Source organism: Amycolatopsis sp. Poz14 (assembly GCF_006704225.1).
GTDB lineage: Bacteria > Actinomycetota > Actinomycetes > Mycobacteriales > Pseudonocardiaceae > Amycolatopsis > Amycolatopsis nivea.
Map to the genome: position 1 here is coordinate 3020349 of NZ_JACLHD010000001.1, position 17753 is coordinate 3038101.

General features: G+C 68.8%; 16 protein-coding genes and 1 pseudogene. 12 read left to right on the forward strand and 5 right to left on the reverse strand.

Annotation, left to right across the window (positions count from 1 at the left end; all coding sequences use genetic code 11):
• Positions 1 to 63 precede the first annotated feature (63 nt).
• The 4 genes from FKO37_RS14695 to FKO37_RS14710 all read left to right on the forward strand — a co-directional run bounded on the left by FKO37_RS14695 (position 64) and on the right by FKO37_RS14710 (position 6140).
• Entirely contained in the window at positions 64 to 1017 is a 954-nt protein-coding gene (locus FKO37_RS14695) for an MsnO8 family LLM class oxidoreductase (RefSeq protein ID WP_238604671.1), read from the forward strand.
• 119 nt (positions 1018 to 1136) lie between these two features.
• On the forward strand, positions 1137 to 2066 hold the full coding sequence (locus FKO37_RS14700; RefSeq protein ID WP_134664909.1) for an ABC transporter ATP-binding protein: 930 nt from the start codon (positions 1137 to 1139) through the stop codon (positions 2064 to 2066).
• Complete coding sequence (locus FKO37_RS14705) at positions 2063 to 3412, forward strand: ABC transporter permease (RefSeq protein WP_238604672.1); 1350 nt, start codon at positions 2063 to 2065, stop codon at positions 3410 to 3412. Before FKO37_RS14700 ends, FKO37_RS14705 begins: the two co-directional genes overlap by 4 nt.
• A gap of 4 nt (positions 3413 to 3416) precedes the next feature.
• A complete protein-coding gene (locus FKO37_RS14710) occupies positions 3417 to 6140 on the forward strand; it encodes a bifunctional YncE family protein/alkaline phosphatase family protein (protein ID WP_238604673.1) in 2724 nt (907 codons plus the stop codon).
• A gap of 68 nt (positions 6141 to 6208) precedes the next feature.
• Here the strand turns inward: FKO37_RS14710 and FKO37_RS14715 are convergent, their stop codons facing one another.
• The 3 genes from FKO37_RS14715 to FKO37_RS14725 form a co-directional block, all read right to left on the reverse strand.
• Entirely contained in the window at positions 6209 to 7402 is a 1194-nt protein-coding gene (locus tag FKO37_RS14715) for a cytochrome P450 (protein ID WP_238604674.1), read from the reverse strand.
• A 119-nt stretch (positions 7403 to 7521) separates the two neighbouring features.
• Complete coding sequence (locus FKO37_RS14720; protein ID WP_238604675.1) at positions 7522 to 8829, reverse strand: lipase family protein; 1308 nt, start codon at positions 8827 to 8829, stop codon at positions 7522 to 7524.
• Between the two features lie 105 nt (positions 8830 to 8934).
• Positions 8935 to 9909: a YafY family protein gene (locus FKO37_RS14725; protein WP_238604676.1), complete on the reverse strand. Its 975-nt coding sequence runs from the start codon at positions 9907 to 9909 to the stop codon at positions 8935 to 8937.
• A 92-nt stretch (positions 9910 to 10001) separates the two neighbouring features.
• On the opposite strand from FKO37_RS14725, the gene FKO37_RS14730 reads away from it, so the two are divergent.
• The 8 genes from FKO37_RS14730 (at position 10002) to FKO37_RS14765 (ending at position 16725) form a co-directional block, all read left to right on the forward strand.
• Complete coding sequence (locus tag FKO37_RS14730) at positions 10002 to 10403, forward strand: RidA family protein (protein ID WP_134664897.1); 402 nt, start codon at positions 10002 to 10004, stop codon at positions 10401 to 10403.
• Positions 10404 to 10454: 51 nt separating this feature from the next.
• Positions 10455 to 10799 carry a PadR family transcriptional regulator gene (locus tag FKO37_RS14735; RefSeq protein ID WP_238604677.1) on the forward strand — a complete coding sequence of 115 codons (345 nt, stop codon included), beginning with the start codon at positions 10455 to 10457 and terminating at the stop codon, positions 10797 to 10799.
• 43 nt (positions 10800 to 10842) lie between these two features.
• The gene (locus FKO37_RS14740) at positions 10843 to 11799 is read left to right on the forward strand and encodes a hypothetical protein (RefSeq protein ID WP_238604678.1); all 957 of its coding nucleotides are present in this window, start codon (positions 10843 to 10845) and stop codon (positions 11797 to 11799) included.
• A gap of 24 nt (positions 11800 to 11823) precedes the next feature.
• The gene (locus FKO37_RS14745) at positions 11824 to 13551 is read left to right on the forward strand and encodes a glycosyltransferase family 39 protein (RefSeq protein WP_238604679.1); all 1728 of its coding nucleotides are present in this window, start codon (positions 11824 to 11826) and stop codon (positions 13549 to 13551) included.
• A gap of 78 nt (positions 13552 to 13629) precedes the next feature.
• Positions 13630 to 14367 (forward strand): IclR family transcriptional regulator, encoded by a 738-nt coding sequence (locus tag FKO37_RS14750; RefSeq protein WP_134664891.1) that lies wholly within the window; start codon positions 13630 to 13632, stop codon positions 14365 to 14367.
• 89 nt (positions 14368 to 14456) lie between these two features.
• Positions 14457 to 15437 carry a thiamine pyrophosphate-dependent dehydrogenase E1 component subunit alpha gene (locus tag FKO37_RS14755; RefSeq protein WP_134728830.1) on the forward strand — a complete coding sequence of 327 codons (981 nt, stop codon included), beginning with the start codon at positions 14457 to 14459 and terminating at the stop codon, positions 15435 to 15437.
• A 23-nt stretch (positions 15438 to 15460) separates the two neighbouring features.
• Positions 15461 to 16495, forward strand: a complete 1035-nt coding sequence (locus FKO37_RS14760; protein WP_238604680.1) for an alpha-ketoacid dehydrogenase subunit beta — start codon at positions 15461 to 15463, stop codon at positions 16493 to 16495.
• Complete coding sequence (locus FKO37_RS14765; RefSeq protein ID WP_043836370.1) at positions 16492 to 16725, forward strand: biotin/lipoyl-containing protein; 234 nt, start codon at positions 16492 to 16494, stop codon at positions 16723 to 16725. Before FKO37_RS14760 ends, FKO37_RS14765 begins: the two co-directional genes overlap by 4 nt.
• Before the next feature lie 74 nt (positions 16726 to 16799).
• Here FKO37_RS14765 and FKO37_RS14770 read toward each other — a convergent pair.
• Positions 16800 to 16928: pseudogene (locus FKO37_RS14770) on the reverse strand (carboxymuconolactone decarboxylase family protein); the annotation flags it as partial.
• A 179-nt stretch (positions 16929 to 17107) separates the two neighbouring features.
• Complete coding sequence (locus tag FKO37_RS14775) at positions 17108 to 17587, reverse strand: carboxymuconolactone decarboxylase family protein (protein ID WP_238604681.1); 480 nt, start codon at positions 17585 to 17587, stop codon at positions 17108 to 17110.
• Positions 17588 to 17753 lie beyond the last annotated feature (166 nt).

Consider the following 17753-nt stretch of genomic DNA (forward strand, 5'->3'; position numbering starts at 1 on the left):
CGTCCACTTGAGACCGTGGACGGTCCGGTTGTCGTCCCGCATCGGGTCCGGGATGATGCCCGGGTGCGGGTTTCAGTGCTGGACACATCGCCGATCGTCGCGGGGTCGACCGCGCGCGAGGCGCTGCAACGCACGCTCGACCTGGCCGAACTGGCTGACGAACTGGGATATCACCGCTACTGGTTGCCCGAACACCACAGCATGCGTGGAGTCGCGAGCGCCGCGCCTGCCGTGGCAGCGGCCCGCATCGCGGATGCCACGAAGAGGATCCGCGTCGGCGCGGGCGGCGTTCTGCTGCTCAACCACCCGCCGCTCGTCGTCGCCGAACAGTTCGGCACGCTCGCCGCGTTCCACCCCGGCCGGATCGACCTCGGGCTCGGCCGCGCGCTCGGCGGCCCGCAACGGGTGGCGGACGCGCTCAATCCCGGCCCGGCGGAAAGCTTTCCCCGCCGCGTCAGGGAATTGCTGGAGTATTTCGCCGACGCCGAGCAGCCGTTGCGCGCCACTCCCGCACAAGGCAACGTGCCGGATGTCTGGCTGCTCGGCTCAAGCACGGCAAGCGCTCGCCTCGCCGCCGAACTAGGCCTGCCGTACGCGTTCGCCTACCATCTCCGTCCCGCTGAAGCTGCTGCCGCGACGCGAAGCTATCGCGAGAACTTCCGCCCCGGCCGCACCGCCGAACCGTCCATTGTGGTCAGCGTCGCGGTGGTCGCCGCCGCGACCGAGGAGCACGCGGAATGGCTCGCCAGGTCCATTCGGGCTAAGGCATTGAGCCGTTCGCGCGGCGAGCGGATCTTGTTGCCCCGGCCGGAAGACGCGGTGGTCGACCCGGCGATCGGCCCCGGTCCGGTGCTCGCCGGAGCCCCGGCGGCACTGCGGAATTCGTTGCGCACAGTCATCGCCGAGACCGGCGCGGACGAGCTGATGATCACCACCCCGATCCACGACCACGCGGAGCGGAAACGGTCCTATGCGCTGGTCCGGGAGATCTCGGACGCGCTGTCCGCGCAAGTTTGATCCTTTCTGTCCGGTTAATCGGCTGGGCCGCCCGGGGTTTCCCCAACGTTCAACCTGGCGCGGGTTCGCATGTCACTTGTCGTGCCTAAGTTCCTCACGGCTTCGGAAAGTGGGGATTCATGGGAACCAGCGACGCGGTGCGAGCCCGCGCGATCACCAAGTGTTTCGGCGACGTGCTCGCGCTCGACGGTGTCGATCTCGACGTCGCGCACGGCGAGATCCACGGGCTCGTCGGCCCGAACGGCGCGGGCAAGACCACGCTGCTCGGCCTGCTGCTCGGACTCGCGGTCGCGGACGAAGGCGAACTCGAGATCCTCGGCCGCCCGGTCGGCCGCGCGCTCGCCACCCCGGACGGCATCTCGGGGTTCGTGGACGGGCCGGGGCTGTACCCGTCGCTCACCGCGCGGCAGAACCTCGCCGCGCTGGCCTCGCTGCGCGGCCAGACCGTCGACCTCGACGACCTCCTCGCGCAGGTCGGGCTCACTGACGTCGCCGACGACCGGGCGCGCGGCTTCTCCCTCGGCATGCGCCAGCGCCTCGGCCTCGCCGCCGCGCTGCTGACCAAACCGCGGCTGCTGATCCTCGACGAGCCCGCCAACGGCCTCGACCCGGCAGGCAAGAAACACGTGCACGGCGTGCTCGCCCGGCTCGCCGACGAGGGCACCGCGGTGGTGCTGTCGAGCCATCGGATGGACGACCTCGAAGCGCTCTGCTCGGAGGTCACCATCCTGTCCGCCGGCCGCGTCGTTTTCACCGGCCCGCTGGCGAAACTGTCCGCTGAGGACCGCGAACTGGCGTACCGCCTGGTCACCTCGGACCAGAAGACCGCGCGCGAGATCGCCGAGAACGTGCCCGGACTGCGGATCGACGACGCCCAGACCCCGCGCGGACAGGCCGACGTCCTGGTGGTGCGCGGCCTGGTGCCCGCGCTGGACGACCTGGTCGCGCGCGTCGTCGGCAAGGGCATCGGCGTACGGGAACTGGCTCCGGTCGTCTCGCCGCTGGAGGCCGCGTTCCTGGAGCTGACGGAGCAGGGGGAGAAGCGATGACCGTCCTCGACGCACCTGTCGAGCAGCAAGCCTCGGTCGGACTGGGCCGCGGTTACCGGTTCGAACTGGTGAAGCTGTTGTCGCAGTGGCGGATCCGGGTGCTGCTGCTCGCCTGCTGGCTCGCGCCCGCGGTGTTCGTCGCCGCGGTCAGCCAGCAAAGCGATCTCCCGGTGGACACCCTGTTCGGCCGCCTGATGAACGCCACCGGCTGGGCCGGTCCGCTCGTCCTGCTCGGATTCGCCGGCAGTTACGCGCTTCCGCTGCTGACCTCCCTGGTCGCCGGGGACGTCTTCGCCGTCGAAGACCGGCTCGGCACCTGGCGGCACCTGCTGGTGGCGATGCGGTCGTACCGGCGGATTTTCGTCTCGAAAGCACTCGCCAGCCTCACCGTGATCCTGTTGCTGGTCCTCGGTTTGGCGGTGTCCAGCGCGGTCGGCGGTCTCGTCGCGGTCGGCGGGCAGCCGCTCACCGGACTCGACGGGCACCTGCTGTCCTCGGGCGACGCGGCGGTGAAGGTCGTGCTCGCCTGGATCTGCGTGCTCGCCCCAACCCTTGCCCTGGCGGGGATCGGCCTGCTCGGCTCTGTCGCATTAGGACGGTCGCCGATGGGCTTGCTGCTGCCCGCGGTGGTCGCGCTGGTGATGGCGGTGGCGCAGCTGCTGCCGCTGCCAGTCGTCGTGCGGCTTGCGCTGCCGACGTACGCGTTCATCTCGTGGAACGGCCTCTTCACCGACCCGGTACAGCTCGGGCCGCTGCTGATCGGCGTCGGAGTGAGCCTGGTCTGGGCAGCGGTCTCGACTGCGCTGGCCTACGTGCTGTTCGTGAGACGCGACTTCACCGATCTGACATACGACGGTGCGGGTCGTCGCGTACTAACCGCGGGCTTGTTGCCGCTGGCCGGGCTGATCGGCGTCACGGTGGCAGTCGTCGCGGTCGCTACACCGGCGTCGGGTTCGGGCATCGACCAGGCGAAGCTGCAGCAGTCGCTGTCCACCGAGTTCGCGCATCTCTACCGGATCCAGGCCGCACAACTGCACCGCCCGGACGTCACGGAGGAGCAGCTAGGTGCGAGCACGGAATGCACCAAGGGCGGCGGCCTCGTCGAGGCCGAAGGCCCGGGCAACGACTGGCGCTGCGTCGTCTCCTGGCATCTCCCTGGTATCTCAGCGACCGGGCAGGCGATCTACCAGCTCGATGTCACCTCGGACGGGCGGTATGTCGCCGACGGCGACGGACCGAAGGAAGTGAACGGCTACTTCCAGGTGCGGACCCCGCAGGGGGACCAGCCGAACCCGCTGTGGCAGTTCGACGGCAACGTCGAGCTGCTCTCCTCCACGAAGGGATGAGGACATGCAAGTAACGCGCCGTCGCAGGCGTGGCGGGAAGAAAGAAGCCCGCAAGCTGCGCTTCGTCACGGCAGGGGCGACCGCGGTCGCTCTCGTCGCCACGGGCTCGGGCATCGGCCTCGCCTCCACCAAGCAGTTCGGCACCGACCAGGTCGGCCAGGAAACCGAAAACGGCCTGACCATCTCCAGCGACCAGTACCTCAAGCCGATCGGGGAGCGGCTGGTCCTGCCGAACGGCAAGATCATGTCCTCGACGGTCAGCCCGGACGGCAGCCACCTCGCCGCGCTGACCACCGACGGCGGCATCGCGCTGACCATCGTCGACCTGAAGTCCTGGAAGGTCCAGCAGCTCGTCGGCAAGGACAAGAAGGCCGACCTGCAACTGCCGGGCAACGACGTCGGCCAGGAAGGCCCGTCGTACTCGCCGGACGGCAAAACGCTGTGGCTGGGCCAGATCGACGGCTACCGCAAGTTCACCGTGAACCCGGACGGCACCGTCGCCAACCCCACGTGGGTCCCGATCCCGGCCGACGGCTCCAAGCATTCCCTCGCCGCGGGCGCGATCTTCTCCGCCGACGGGTCCACTGTGTACTCCGCGGTGAACGGCCAGAACCGGGTCGTCGCGATCGACGCGGCCAGCGGCCAGATCAAGCAGAGCTGGACCGTCGGCAACGCACCGCGTGCACTGGTGCGGATCGGCGACCGGATCTACGTCAGCAACGAGGGCGGCCGCGCGGCCAAACCGGGCGACACCACGATCAACTCGTACGGCACCGACATCGTCGCCGACCCGAAGACCGGGGCCGCGACCACCGGCACGGTCAGCGTGATCGACCTGGCGAACCCGTCCGCTCCGGTCAAGAACATCGACGTCGGTCTGCACCCGACCGCGTTGCGTGCCAAGAACAACACCCTGTTCGTCGCGAACACCGGCGGCGACAGCGTTTCGGTGATCGACGCCCAGCGCAACGTCGTGGTGCAGACCATCGCGACGCAGCCGTGGCCGGAAGCGCAGGTCGGGTACGAGCCGACCGACATCGCGCTCACCGACGACGGCCACCTGCTGGTGACCCTCGGCCGGGCCAACGCGGTCGCGGTCTACCGCTACTGGTTCCCGCAGGCCCCCGCCGCCTTCATCGGACTGCTGCCGACGGACTACTTCCCGTCTGGTATCTCAGCGTCGGGCAACAACATCCTGGTCGCCAACACCCGCGGCATCGACGCCCGCCGCCCGACCACCGCGACCGGGCACGCCACGCACGACACCACGTCGAGCCTGCAGCGGTTCACCCTGCCGACCGACTGGCAGACCTGGACGCAGACGCGTCAGGTGTTCAAGCAGAACGGCTGGACGCCGGGTTCGGTGCAGACGGGCAACCGCAACGTCAAGCCGGTCCCAGTGCCCCGTCGGCTCGGCGACCCGTCAACGATCAAGCACGTTTTCCTGCTGGTGAAGGAAAACCGGACCTACGACCAGCTCTTCGGCGACATCGCGAAGGGCAACGGCGATCCGGCGCTCGCGCAGTTCGGCCAGGCGGTCACGCCGAACCAGCACGCGCTGGCCACCCAGTTCGGCTTGTACGACAACACTTACGACATCGGCACCAACTCGGCCGAGGGCCACAACTGGCTGATGCAGGCCGACAACCCGGAGTACACCGAGTCGTCGGCGGGCGAGTACAAGCGCAGCTACGACACCGAGGACGACGCGCTGGGCCACCAGCGCAGCGGCTTCCTGTGGACCGGGGCGCAGGCGGCGGGCAAGACCGTGCGCGACTTCGGCGAGTTCCACCAGTTCCTGACCAAGCCCGCGGACGCGAGCTGGCAGAACCTGTACTGCGACTCGAAGAACATGGCCGCGACCGGCGAGCCGACCGCGTACCCGCTGGTCTCGTCGTCGCCGATCCCGTCGCTGAACAGCGTTTCGGTGCCGGGCTTCCCGAAGTTCGACACCGCGGTCCCGGACCAGTACCGGTACGAGATCTGGAAGAACGACTTCGAGAAGAACGGCCCGGCGGACCTGAACATGTTCTGGCTGTCGAGCGACCACACCGGCGGGCCGCCGAGCCCGGCCGCGCAGGTCGCCGACAACGACCTGGCCGTCGGCAAGATCGTCGACAAGATCTCGCACAGCCAGTACTGGAAGGACTCGGCGATCTTCGTGGTCGAGGACGACTCCCAGGCCGGGCTGGACCACGTCGACGGGCACCGGGCTCCGGTCCAGATCATCAGCCCGTACGCGCAGCGCGGCGTGACCGACAGCCGGTACTACTCGCAGATCACCATGATCCGCACCATCGAGCAGATCCTCGGGATCCACCCGATGAACCAGAAGGACAGCGCGGCCACCCCGATGGCGACCGCGTTCACGCCGAAGCCGGACAACACGCCGTTCACCGCGGTGCCGAACCAGACGTCGCTGACCGCGGGCCTGAAGACCCCGCCGTCGTGCGGCACGGACAACGTCCCGACGGCCTCCACCGCGGCGGCGTCGGCGGCGGTGCCCGCGGACAAGCAGCAGCTGGCCCAGCAGTGGCAGCAATGGCAGTCCCAGCAGAAGCTGACCGGCCCGAACGCCACGGCGGACTACGCCAACCCCGCGCAGATGGACCACTTCACGTGGTACCAGGTGCACGGATGGACCCAGCCGTATCCGGGCGAGGACAAGATCTTCGCCCCGGACCAGGTGCCGGGCGCGTTCATCCCGTCGGCCGATTCGGACGGCTGATCCGTTAGCCGGCAAGGGAAAGCCCCTGCTCGCCGTTGAGCGGGCAGGGGCTTTTCAGCGACCTGCGATCACCAGCCGATCGGCATCCGGCGCGGGCCGCGCACCGGCATGTCGACCTTCCACTCGATCTCTCCGGCGATCCGCAGCCCCGGCAGCTTGGTCAGCAGCGCGCGCAGTCCTTCCTGGAGTTCGACCCTGGCGAGGTTCGCGCCGAGGCAGTGGTGCACGCCGTGCCCGAAAGCCAGGTGCGAGTTCGCCTTCCGGTCGAAGCGCAGCACGTCGGGATTTTCGAACCGCCGGGGATCCCGGTTGGCCGAGGCGAAGTCGGTCACCACGGGCTCCCCGGCGCGCACCAGCGAACCGCCCACCTCGACGTCCTCCGTCGCGTAGCGAGGAAAGCCCTCCCAATGGCTCAGCGGGACGAACCGCAGGAGTTCCTCGGCCGCGGCGGGCAACAGGCTGAGGTCGGCCCGCAGTTCGGCCAGCCGCTCGGGGCGCTCCAGGAGGACGAAGACCGAGCTGGCGATCAGGGACGCGGAGGTTTCGTGGCCGGCCACCAGAAGCCCGTCGCACAAATCGATCAGCTCCGCCTCGGAGAGCCGGTCGTGCTCGTGGCGGGCCTCGACCAGCGCGGTCATCAGGTCGTCGGCGGGCTCCGCGCGCCGGGCGGCGATCAGCCCGCGCATGTACTCCTGGAGTTCCGCCTCGTTGGCCTCGTACTCCTCGGCGGTGGTCTCGCTCGTGGACAGGATCCCGTCGCTCCAGACCCGGAACTTCGGCCAGTCGGCCATGGGCACCCCGAGCAGCTCGCAGATCACCGACACCGGCAGCGGCAACGAGAAATTCTCCACCAGGTCCGCCGGCCCGCCGCCGGCCGCCATCGCGTCCACGAGGTCCTCAGCCAGCTGCCGGACCCGCCCGCGCAACCGCTGCACCCGGTTCTGGGTGAAGGCTTGGGCCACCAGCTTGCGCAGCCGGCTGTGTTCCGGCGGGTCCATCATGACGATCCCGCCGTCGAGCTTGTGCGGCGTCATCCTCGGCACGTCGGCATCGGCGGCCATGGCCCGGCTGAACCGCCGGTCGCCGAACACCATGCGAACGTCGTCGTAGCGAGTGGCCAGCCACGCGGGCTCGCCGTAGAGCAGCTTGATCCGGATCATCCCCGGCGCGTCGCGTGCCTCCGTGTAGGCCGGGTCGAGGTCGACCCCCTCCGCTGAGCCGAAGGGATATCTGATGGGCTCGATCTGCACATCACTGGTCATTCTTCGTGTGTATCGAGTCCTCCGGGATGAGAGCACCCCTAACGCGCCGCCCCTATGCACACTGGGCACGCCTGGGCAAGCCCCTTTCGGGCCCGCCCAGGCGTTGCGGCATCAGCTTCTCAAGACCCGGCGTGCTGCTCCGGCGTCAGCGAGTTCCCCGCCGCGATGTGCCCGCAGCTGGACGGCGCGGCCTTGCCCGCGAACCGGTCGTTGAGCCAGGCGATCGCGGTCGGCGCCCACACCGGGAGGGCGGTGGCGTGGCTGAGCGCGTCGTACTGCGTGTACTTGATCGAGGTGTTTCCGGTGTCGCAGTACTGATTCGCGAGCGCGCGGACGTCCCCGGCCACCATCACGCCGTCGCCGCCGCCGATGCCCGGTTCGTTGCTGACGGTGCCTTCGAGCGCGCCGTTGCTGGCCTGCCCGATGAACCCGGGAATCGAGGGCGTCGCCGCCGAGCCGATGTTCACCTTGTTGACCGCGTCGACGTACGGGGCCACCGAGTTCGGGTTCGCGTACTCCGGTTTGACCAGCTTCTGCCAGGTCAGCCCGGGGTAGCGGCCGAGCGCGTTGGCGATCGACGCGTGCTCGAGCTCGGCGAGCACCTTGAGGCCGTACTCGCTGGCGTACGGCTTGAGGTCGATGCCGTAGCTGCGCGAGACGCCGATCAGCGCCATCGGGATCACGCCGGACCAGACCGGGCTGCCGCCGACGTATTTCAGGTTGTGCGCGGGGTCGACAAGCACCCCGCCCTCGGCGAACCCGACGAGATTCTTCTCGACCTCCGGCGCGTAACTCCCGGCGATCGCCGACGCCCAGCCGGTCGCGATCGCACCGCCGGAATAGCCGAGAAGGCCGAATTTCGTGGACTCCGTCATTCCGGTCCCGGACGCGTGCGTCGCGGCGCGAATCGAGTCCAAAGTGGTCTTGCCGTATTCCGGACCGGCCGCGAAATCGGCGGTCGGGCCTTCGGTGTCCGGGATGACGACGCTGTACCCGAGCGCGAGCGCCGGCGCGATGAGCACCGACTCGGCGTTGGGCAGCACGCCGCCGAGCCGGACGTCGCCCGCGATCGCGCGGGACGGTGCGTCGGCGGGATCGAGCGAGTCGTACGCGGACTGGTACGAGATGGCTTTCCCGTTGCCGCCCAACGGATTTCGGACGACCGAGGTGACGTTCGCGGTGGGATTGCCCTGTGCGTCGGTAGTCCGGTAGAGCAGTTGGGTGGCCTGCACTGGAGTCGGGAAGCCGAAGACGTGATAGCTCAACGTCCGGCTCTTGAGGACGGTGCCCGGAGCGTACGACGAGAGCGGTGTGCTGCCGTCGTAGCTGTAGAAGGAATCGGCCGAAGCCGCGGCGGGCAGCGCGACGGCGGACGTGATCGCGAGAGCGGCGGCGGCGATCAGCGCACGGACGGGTTTCCGGATCATGACTCCCCTTTGAACCATGAAGTGGATCACGACTGGCGGGTAACTTACCAGCGAGTAGGTATCCGCACAACTACGGAAGGTGCAGGCAGTGCCGGTGCGGAGGGCTCAGGCGGGCCCGGCGTAGGCGGCGGCGATCGCCGTGGCGCGCTGGTGCAAGGCGGTACGCAACGCTTGCGGCGCAAGCACTTCCGCGGCTGTGGCGAGCTGCCACAACGCCCATTCGGCGTGCCGGGAATCCTGGAAAGCCGCCTCCAGCTGTAACCATCCGTTCGTCCTGATTTCTTCAGCGCGAATGGCGAGCGCGGTGCGGGCCAATTCTTCCCGCCGTTCCGGGCGAATTCGGACTAGTGCGACGATCTGGTCGCCACCGGTCCGGAACCGCGTGCTGCGTTCCTGCCAGGCCCGGCCCAGGTCCACGCGATCCGGCCGCTGCGCGGGTTCGTCGAGTTCCTCGGCGGCCAGCACCCGGGACAGCCGGTAAGTCCGGTCCTCGCCTTCGCGGGTCGCCAGTAAATATCCCAGCTCCCGCACGGTGACCAGTCCAATCGGGTGCACTGTTCGCCACCTCGGGGCTTGGCCAACCGCTTGGTAGCGAATGCGCACCTGGTGCCCGGCGAACACCGCGCGCCGGATCTCGGCGACCACGGCGTCGGGTGCCTCCTCTGCAACCGCGCGGCGCGACAGGAGGTCGATCTCGGGGTCGATGAGCAACCGCTCGGCCACGCCCGCGGCCGTGGTCCGATGGCTTTCCGGCAGTGCGTCGACCACCTTGAGCATGGCCGAAGCGAGCGCCGAACCGAGACCGAACGCCTGCGCGCCGCGCCGCGATCCGGCGACCAGCAGAGCGAGCGCTTCGTCGTGGTTCAACCCGGTGAGTTCGGTCTGAAATCCGGGCAGCAGCGCGAAACCGCCGTTCCGTCCGCGCTCGGCGTAGACCGGGACGCCCGCCGCGGACAGCGCGTCGATGTCGCGCAACACGGTGCGCGTGGACACCTCGAGTTCGCGGGCGAGGGTGGCCGCGGACAGCCGGCCGCGCTGGCGCAGCAGCAGGACCAGCGAGACCAACCGGTCGGCGCGCATGCCGAAAACCCTACCTAATACACGACACAGGATGTCGCGTATTGCTTGCGAGGCTGCTCCGCGTACTGCTGAAACGCGAACAGGAGCGAATGGTGGAGAGAACGACGGTCAACCCGTGGGCGTGGTCGACGGCGATGGGTTATCACCAGGGCGAACTGGTGTCCGGGCCGGTCCGGACCCTGTACTGCTCGGGGCAGACCGCGATGAGCGCCGACGGCGAACCCCAGCACGCCGGGGACATGGCGAAGCAGGTGGCGCTGAGCCTCGACAACTTGGAGGCAGTGCTCGCCGAAGCGGGCATGTCGCTGGAGAACCTGGTCCGGCTCAACGTCTACACGACCGACGTCGACCTGCTTTTCCAGCACTACGGCGTTCTCGCCGGCCGTCTGGCCGCGGCCGGCGCCGCCCCGTCGACCACGATGCTCGGCGTGACGCGGCTGGCGATCCCGACGCTGCTGGTCGAGCTGGAGGGGACCGCGGTCGCTGACGAGTAGGTTCCTTGCTTCGGCCACCAGTATGTATCGCGACGTGATATATATGGACGGGTGACCGAACGAGGCATGTCGGAGCAGGTCTTCCTGATCCTCACCGCGCTCGCCGACGAGCCGAAGCACGGCTACGGCATCGTCCAGGCCGTCGAAAAGCTGTCCGAAAGCCGGGTCCGGCTGCGGGTCGGCACGTTGTACGGCGTGCTGGACCGGCTGGTCGCGGACGGATGGGCGGAGCGGGACAAGGAGGAGATCCACCAGGGGCGGCTCCGCCGGTACTACCGGCTGACCGACCTCGGCGGCCGCACTTTGGCCGAGCAGACCCGGCGGCTGGCCGCGAACGCCGCTGCCGCGGAGTCGGTGTTGCGGGCGCGGGGCTGGGCGCTCGGGGGTGGGGCATGAGTGCTCTTCGGCCGACCGGGCAGTTGTTTGCGGAGGCCGCGGGATGACCGCGCCGGAGCTGCAATACCGCCGGATGGTGCGGATTCTTCCCCGCTGGTACCGCGCCGACCGCGAGGACGAGATGGTCGGCACCCTGCTGGACGCGCGGGAAGCCGGTCGTCTCGCGGAAGGGCGCGAACTGCTCGCGATGCTGGGGTTGGGCCTGCGCGCTCGGCTGGCTGCTGGCTCGGCCCCGGCTCGCGTGGTCGCTTTCGGCGACACTGTCCGGCTGGTAGCCCTGCTCGGACTCCTCTGGGGCGTGATGAAGGGCGCTTTCTCCCTCGGTCACGACTTGTGCGACGCGCTCGGCTATCCGCGAGCGACCGGTCTGTATTCCTCGACCGGCGAGGCCAGCCTGTCGCTTTACGCTGCCGCGTCGGTCCAGCAGTTGGGGCAGGGCATCGCGCTGGTCGCCGCCGCGGTCGTCCCTCTCGCGCTCCTTTTCGCCGGACGCCGCCGAGCCGCGCGGGCTGTTGCCGCGCTCGTGCTGGTCGCCGGATTCGCCGCGTTCCTGTACCAGTATTCGTTCAGTTTCAGCCCTGATCTGCTTGGCTATTTCATCCCGCAATGGCTGCCGCTGCTGCTCCTGATCGCCGGATTCCACCTCGGCGCGCCGCTTCCGTCCGCGCGAAAATGGTGGATTGCGTTGACCGGTGTTGCGGCCTGCGCGTTTTACTTCGGCTCTTTCGTTGATTCGGATCTGCGCGGGCTTTCCTGGTTCACGTGGGCGGCCGCGCTTGTCATTCTCGCCTATTTCGCCTTCCGGCGACGCACGCCTGCGTGGTCGTTCTCGCTCGCCGTGTGCTGTTCGCTGGTGTTGATTCAGCCGCTTGTCCTCCTCTCAACCATGGCCGCGGGCGTCGTCGATCCGCTGGTTCTCGTGCAGGTCTTCCTGGTGGGCGCGGGCATCGCAGCACTGACCGCGACCGGAATCGTTGATTACCGGCGGCAAACCGCATAGCGCTCTTTCCGCAAGGAGTTTTAATTGAACACCATGCCAAGGGTGCTTCCGCGCGCCTTGAACCAGCCCGATTCCACGTTTAAGAACAGACGAAGAAACAGCTGGATAATCGCGGGATCCGTCCTCCTGATCGCCATTCTCGGCTACGTCACCCGCTGGATCTGCGACGACGCCCTGATCTTCACCAGAATCGTCGAGCAGATCCTCGCCGGGAACGGTCCGGTCTACAATCTCGGCGAACGCGCCGAAGCTTCCACGAGCACGCTGTGGCAATGGCTGCTCGCGTTCGCCGGATTCGTGTTCGGCCAGTCGGACACGTCGACGCTGTCCTGGATGCTCGGCCTCCTGCTCACCGCCGCCGGGTTCGGCTTCGCGGTCAGCGCGACGATCCGGTTGCACGGCGGGCGCGTCGCGGCGATGCTGCCGTGCGGCGTCCTCGTGCTGCTGGGGGTGCGGCCGGTGTGGCAGTACGCGACGTCCGGGCTGGAGACCGGGCTGAACACGTTCTGGATGGCGCTCTGCTGGTGGCTGCTGGTCCGCTTCCGAGGCAGCACCTCGGCCAAACACGTTGTCACCGCGGCGTTCGTGATGGGATTGGGCCCGCTCGTCCGTCCAGAACAGACACTGGTGGCGGCGGTATTCCTGGTCGCGCTGTGGCTGGTGACCAAGCCGAACTGGCGGGTCGTCTGCGCCGCGGTCGCGGCCGCCGGAGCGCTGCCGGTCGGGTACGAGATCTTCCGCATGGGTTTCTACGGCATCCTCGTGCCGATGCCCGCGCTCACCAAAAACGCGAGCGAATCCTTCTGGGGCCGCGGATTCGGGTACGTCGGCGATTTCGTGAACCCGTACCTGCTGTGGTTGCCGCTGGTGCTCTGCACGGTCCTGCTCGCCGGGGTCCTCAGGCGGCAAAGCACCGATCGGATCGTCACCCTCACCCCGGTGGTTGCCGGTGTGCTGTCGCTGGGATACCTGCTGAAGATCGGCGGCGACTACATGCACGCGCGCATGGCGCTGCCGATCTTCTTCCTGCTGATGCTGCCGGTGCTGGTGCTCCCGGCGGCGAAGAAGACGCGCGTGCTCGGCGCCGTCCTGCTGGCGTGGGCGGTTCTCTGCGCCGGCATCGGCCAGTTCGTCCCGCAAGACGGCAAGCTCATCGACGACGAGCGCGGCTACTACCACGCGTGGACCGGTCAGTCGTATCCCACCGAGTCGGCGGATTTCACCCCGAGGATGAAATATCTCAACGACGCCGTCAGTCCGCGCACCCTGACCTACGAAGGCCCGCGGCAGCAGATCCTGACGACACCACTGCGCGCGGACGTCCCGTCGAAGTCCATGATCATCGGGGTGTACCTGGGGACAGTCGGCGTCATGTCGCCGGTGGACGTCGGCGTCGTCGACTTCTGGGGCCTCGCCAACCCGATCGGCGCGCGGTTCGAATTCCCGACGGTGAAACCAGGACACTCGAAACCGCTGAGCAACGCCTGGCTGCTGGCGGACTACGCGGACCCGGCGGCCCCCGTCCTCAGCCCGGGCAACTTCGCTCTGCGCGCCGACATCACCGCCGACCAGGTCGCTGCCGCCCGGCACGCGCTGAGCTGCGGAGACCTGGCGGAGATCCAGCGGTCGACCCGCGAGCCGATGTCGCCGGGCCGGTTCTGGGCCAACCTGACCGGAGCCGTGCACCGGACCGGGGTGACTGTCCCGCCGGACCCGTTCGAGGCGGAACGAACGTTCTGCGGAAGCCCGTGATCCGTCCGGTGGAACTGCTCTTGCCCAGGTCAGAGCGGTAGCGCATGCTGGAGTCCGCAGCGACGCGGAGGTGAGGGGATGGCGGCAGAGCCGACCTTGATCGGGTCCGTGCAGCGCGCCCTGCACCTGCTCGACGCGGTCGGCGCGAGCGAGCGGCCGGTGCCCGCCAAGGTGCTCGCGCGGACGGTCGGGTTGCCGCTGCCCACGACGTATCACCTGCTGCGCACCCTCGTCCACGAGGGATACCTGTGCAAACTCGACGACGGCTACGCACTCGGCAGCCAGGTGAGCGAACTGCGCCAGCACACGTCGCTGCACGCGCTGCTGCCGAAGATCCGCCCGGTGCTGCGAGCCCTGCGAGACGAGGTGCACGGCGCGGCGTACCTCTCGCTGTACTCCGACGGCGACATCAAACTCATCGACATCGCCGACGGCCCGACCGCCCCGTCGGTCGACCTGTGGGTCGGCGTGCACGAATCGGCCCACGCGACGGCGTTCGGCAAGTGCATCCTGTCCGGCCTCGACAGCGAAGGCCGCCGCGACTACCTGTCACGGCACCAGCTGGCGGACCTCACCCCGCACACCATCACCGACAGCCGGGTCCTGGAGCAGCGGCTGTCGCAGAGCGGGGATGTGTTCAACGATCGTGAGGAGTACCTGCTGGGCACGGCATGCCTGGCGACGACGGTCCGCACGCCGGGCGCGTTGGGCGCGGTGGCGATCTCGTTGCCCGCGCGCCGACTGGGTTCGGCACCGTTGCAGTCGTTGCGTCGGGCAGCTCAACGGGTGTCTCGCGCCCTCGCCGTCACACCCTGAACCCTCCGGTTATCACCATCTGAAATCCCGCCCGTTGTCCGGCGGTCCGCGCCCGGCGAAAGTGGCCTCCAGAGCGAACGGGAGGTCCCATGGAAGCGCAGGACAGGCTCGACCTGTACCGCACGATGGTCCTGATCCGCACCTACGAGGAGGCCATCCTCCGCGAGTACCACGCCGACAAGAAACCCGTCTTCGACATCGGGGCCGGTCTCGTCCCCGGCGAGATGCACCTGTCCGCGGGCCAGGAACCGGTGGCGGCGGGCGTCTGTGCGCATCTCACCGGCGACGACGCGGTCACCGCGACGCACCGGCCGCACCATTTCGCCATCGCGCACGGCGTCGACCTGAACCGGATGACCGCTGAGATCTTTGGCCGGACAACTGGACTGGGCAGGGGACGCGGCGGGCATATGCATCTGTTCGACCCCGCCGTGCACTTCTCCTGCTCCGGCATCATCGCCGAGGGCTACCCGCCCGCGCTCGGGCAGGCGCTCGCGTTCCAGCGGCGCGGGACCGACCGGGTCGCCGTCGCGGTCACCGGCGAGGGCGCGGCTAACCAAGGGGCGTTCCACGAATCGCTCAACCTCGCGGCGTTGTGGCAGCTCCCGGTGATCTTCCTGGTGGAGGACAACGACTGGGGCATCTCGGTGCCGCGCAGCGCGTCCACCTGTGTCACGTCGAACGCGGACCGCGCCGCTGGGTACGGGATCCCGGGTGTGCGCGTCGAGGACAACTCGGTCGAGGCGGTCCACGAAGCGGCGGGCCAGGCGGTCGCGCGGGCTCGGGCCGGGGAAGGGCCGAGCCTGATCGAGGTGCACACGTTGCGGCTGTGGGGGCATTTCGAGGGCGACGCGCAAGGATATCGGTCCGATTTGGACGGTGTGCCGGGCCGGGATCCGTTGCCCACCTACGAGAACCAGCTGCGCGCCGACGGCGATCTCGACGACGCGAAGGTCGCGGAATGCAAAACCGCGGCCAGCGAGCGGGTCGAAGCGGCGATCGCGTTCGCCAAAGAGAGCCCCGAGCCGGATCCCGCCACCGCGCTGGATTTCGTGTTCGCGCGAGCCTGACGACACAGCGAGGAGAAGCAGCAATGACGCTCACCGAACCCTCCGCGCCCGCCGGGCGGAAACTCAGCACCGCGAAGGCCATGGTCGAGGCCATCGCCCAGGAAATGGACCGCGACGAGCGGGTGTTCGTGCTCGGCGAGGACGTCGGGTCCTACGGCGGGATCTTCAGCTCCACCACCGGATTGCTCGACCGGTTCGGCCCGCGCCGGGTGCTCGACACGCCGATTTCCGAGACCGCCTTCATCGGCACCGCGATCGGAGCGGCGGTCGAGGGCATGCGGCCGGTGGTCGAGCTGATGTTCGTCGACTTCTTTGGCGTCTGCATGGACCAGATTTACAACCACATGGCGAAAATCCACTACGAATCCGGCGGCAACGTGTCGGTGCCGATGGTGCTGACCGCGGCGGTCGGCGGCGGGTACTCGGACGGGGCGCAGCATTCCCAGTGCCTGTGGGGAACGTTCGCGCATCTGCCGGGGATGAAGGTCGTCGTGCCGAGCAATCCCGCTGACGCCAAGGGATTGATGACCTCCGCGATCCGCGACGACAACCCGGTGGTGTACTTGTTCCACAAGGGAGTCATGGGCCTGCCGTGGATGGCGAAGAACCGCCGGTCGATCGGCCCGGTGCCGGAAGGCGACCACGAGGTCCCGATCGGCAAGGCGAACGTCGTGCGCCCGGGCAGCGACGTCACCGTCGTGACGCTGTCGCTGTCGGTGCACCACGCCCTCGACGTCGCCGACGATCTCGCCGGACAGGGCGTCGACTGCGAGGTCGTGGACCTGCGCAGCCTGGTGCCGCTGGACACCGACACGATCCTCGATTCGGTCGGCAAAACCGGCCGGTTGCTCGTGGTCGACGAGGACTACCTGTCGTTCGGCCTGTCCGGCGAGGTGATCGCCCGGGTGGTGGAGCGGGACCCGAGCCTGCTGCGCGCCCCGGCCGCGCGCGTAGCGGTGCCGGACGTGCCGATTCCGTACGCGCGTCCGCTGGAGTACGCGGTGCTGCCGACGCCGGCGCGGATCCGCCAAGCCGTCCTCAACCTGGTGGGCGCATGACAGACGTCGCGTTCCCCGTCCTGTCCGAGAACGACCCGGACGGCGAGGGAGTCCTCGCCACCTGGTTCGCGACGGACGGCGCGACCGTCCGCGAGGGCGAGCTGATCGCGGAGGTCGCGGTGGACAAGGTCGACGCGGAGGTCCCGGCCCCCGCGACTGGCGTGGTGCGGTTCCTGGTGGGGGAGGGCGAGGTGGTGAAGCAGGGCGCGCCGATCGCCCGCATCGAGTAAGCGCACGGGTGGCCCCGTGCTGGAACGGGCCGCCGCCGGGTCCCACCGTTGCCCGGCGGCGGCCCGCGCTCGTGTCAGCTGAGCGTCGCGAACTGCCCCGGCTGGTACAGCCCGGCCGGCATGCGGACGATGACGTTCATCCGGTTGGCCGCGTTGATCAGTCCGATCAGGCATACCAGCGCGGCGAGCTGGTCGTCGTCGTATGCCCGGCGGCGGCCCGCGCTCGTGTCAGCTGACCGTCGCGAACTGCCCCGGCTGGTACAGCCCGGCTGGCATGCGGACGATGACGTTCATCCGGTTGGCCGCGTTGATCAGTCCGATCAGGCATACCAGCGCGGCGAGCTGGTCGTCGTCGTATGCCCGGCAGCGGCCCGCGCTCGTGTCAGCTGACCGTCGCGAACTGCCCCGGCTGGTACAGGCCGGCCGGCATGCGGACGATGACGTTCATCCGGTTCGCCGCGTTGATCAGTCCGATCAGACATACCAACGCGGCGAGCTGGTCGTCGTCGTAGTGTTCGCGAGCCTGCGCCCACGTTTCGTCGGAAACGCCGCCGCCGTCCGCGATCCGGGTGCCTTCCTCGGCCAGCGCGAGCGCGGCCCGTTCGGCGGGGGTGAACACGTTCGCCTCGCGCCAGACGGCAACCAGGTGGAGCCGTTCCGCGGTCTCGCCGGCCGCGGTGGCGTCTTTGGTGTGCATGTCGACGCAGAAGCCGCAGCCGTTGATCTGGCTGGCCCGCAACGAAACCAGCTCCTGCGTCGCCTTCGGCAGCGCCGTGTTGTTCAGCAGCATCGCCAGCCCCGCGAACCGCTTGCCGAGCGACTTGCCGAGGTCGTTGTTCATCAGGTCGAACCGTGCGCTCATCAGATCCTCCAGTGGTGTGTAGCGGATGCCCATGAGATGCCGGCCGTCCGCCGGATGTGACAACCCTGGATGTGACCCGCGTCGCACCCGGCCAGCCCGCTGCGCGAGAGGTACGTGAGGGCGCTGCCGAGGCGGGGGCTGCGGAAAACCGGTGGCCCGGCCGCCG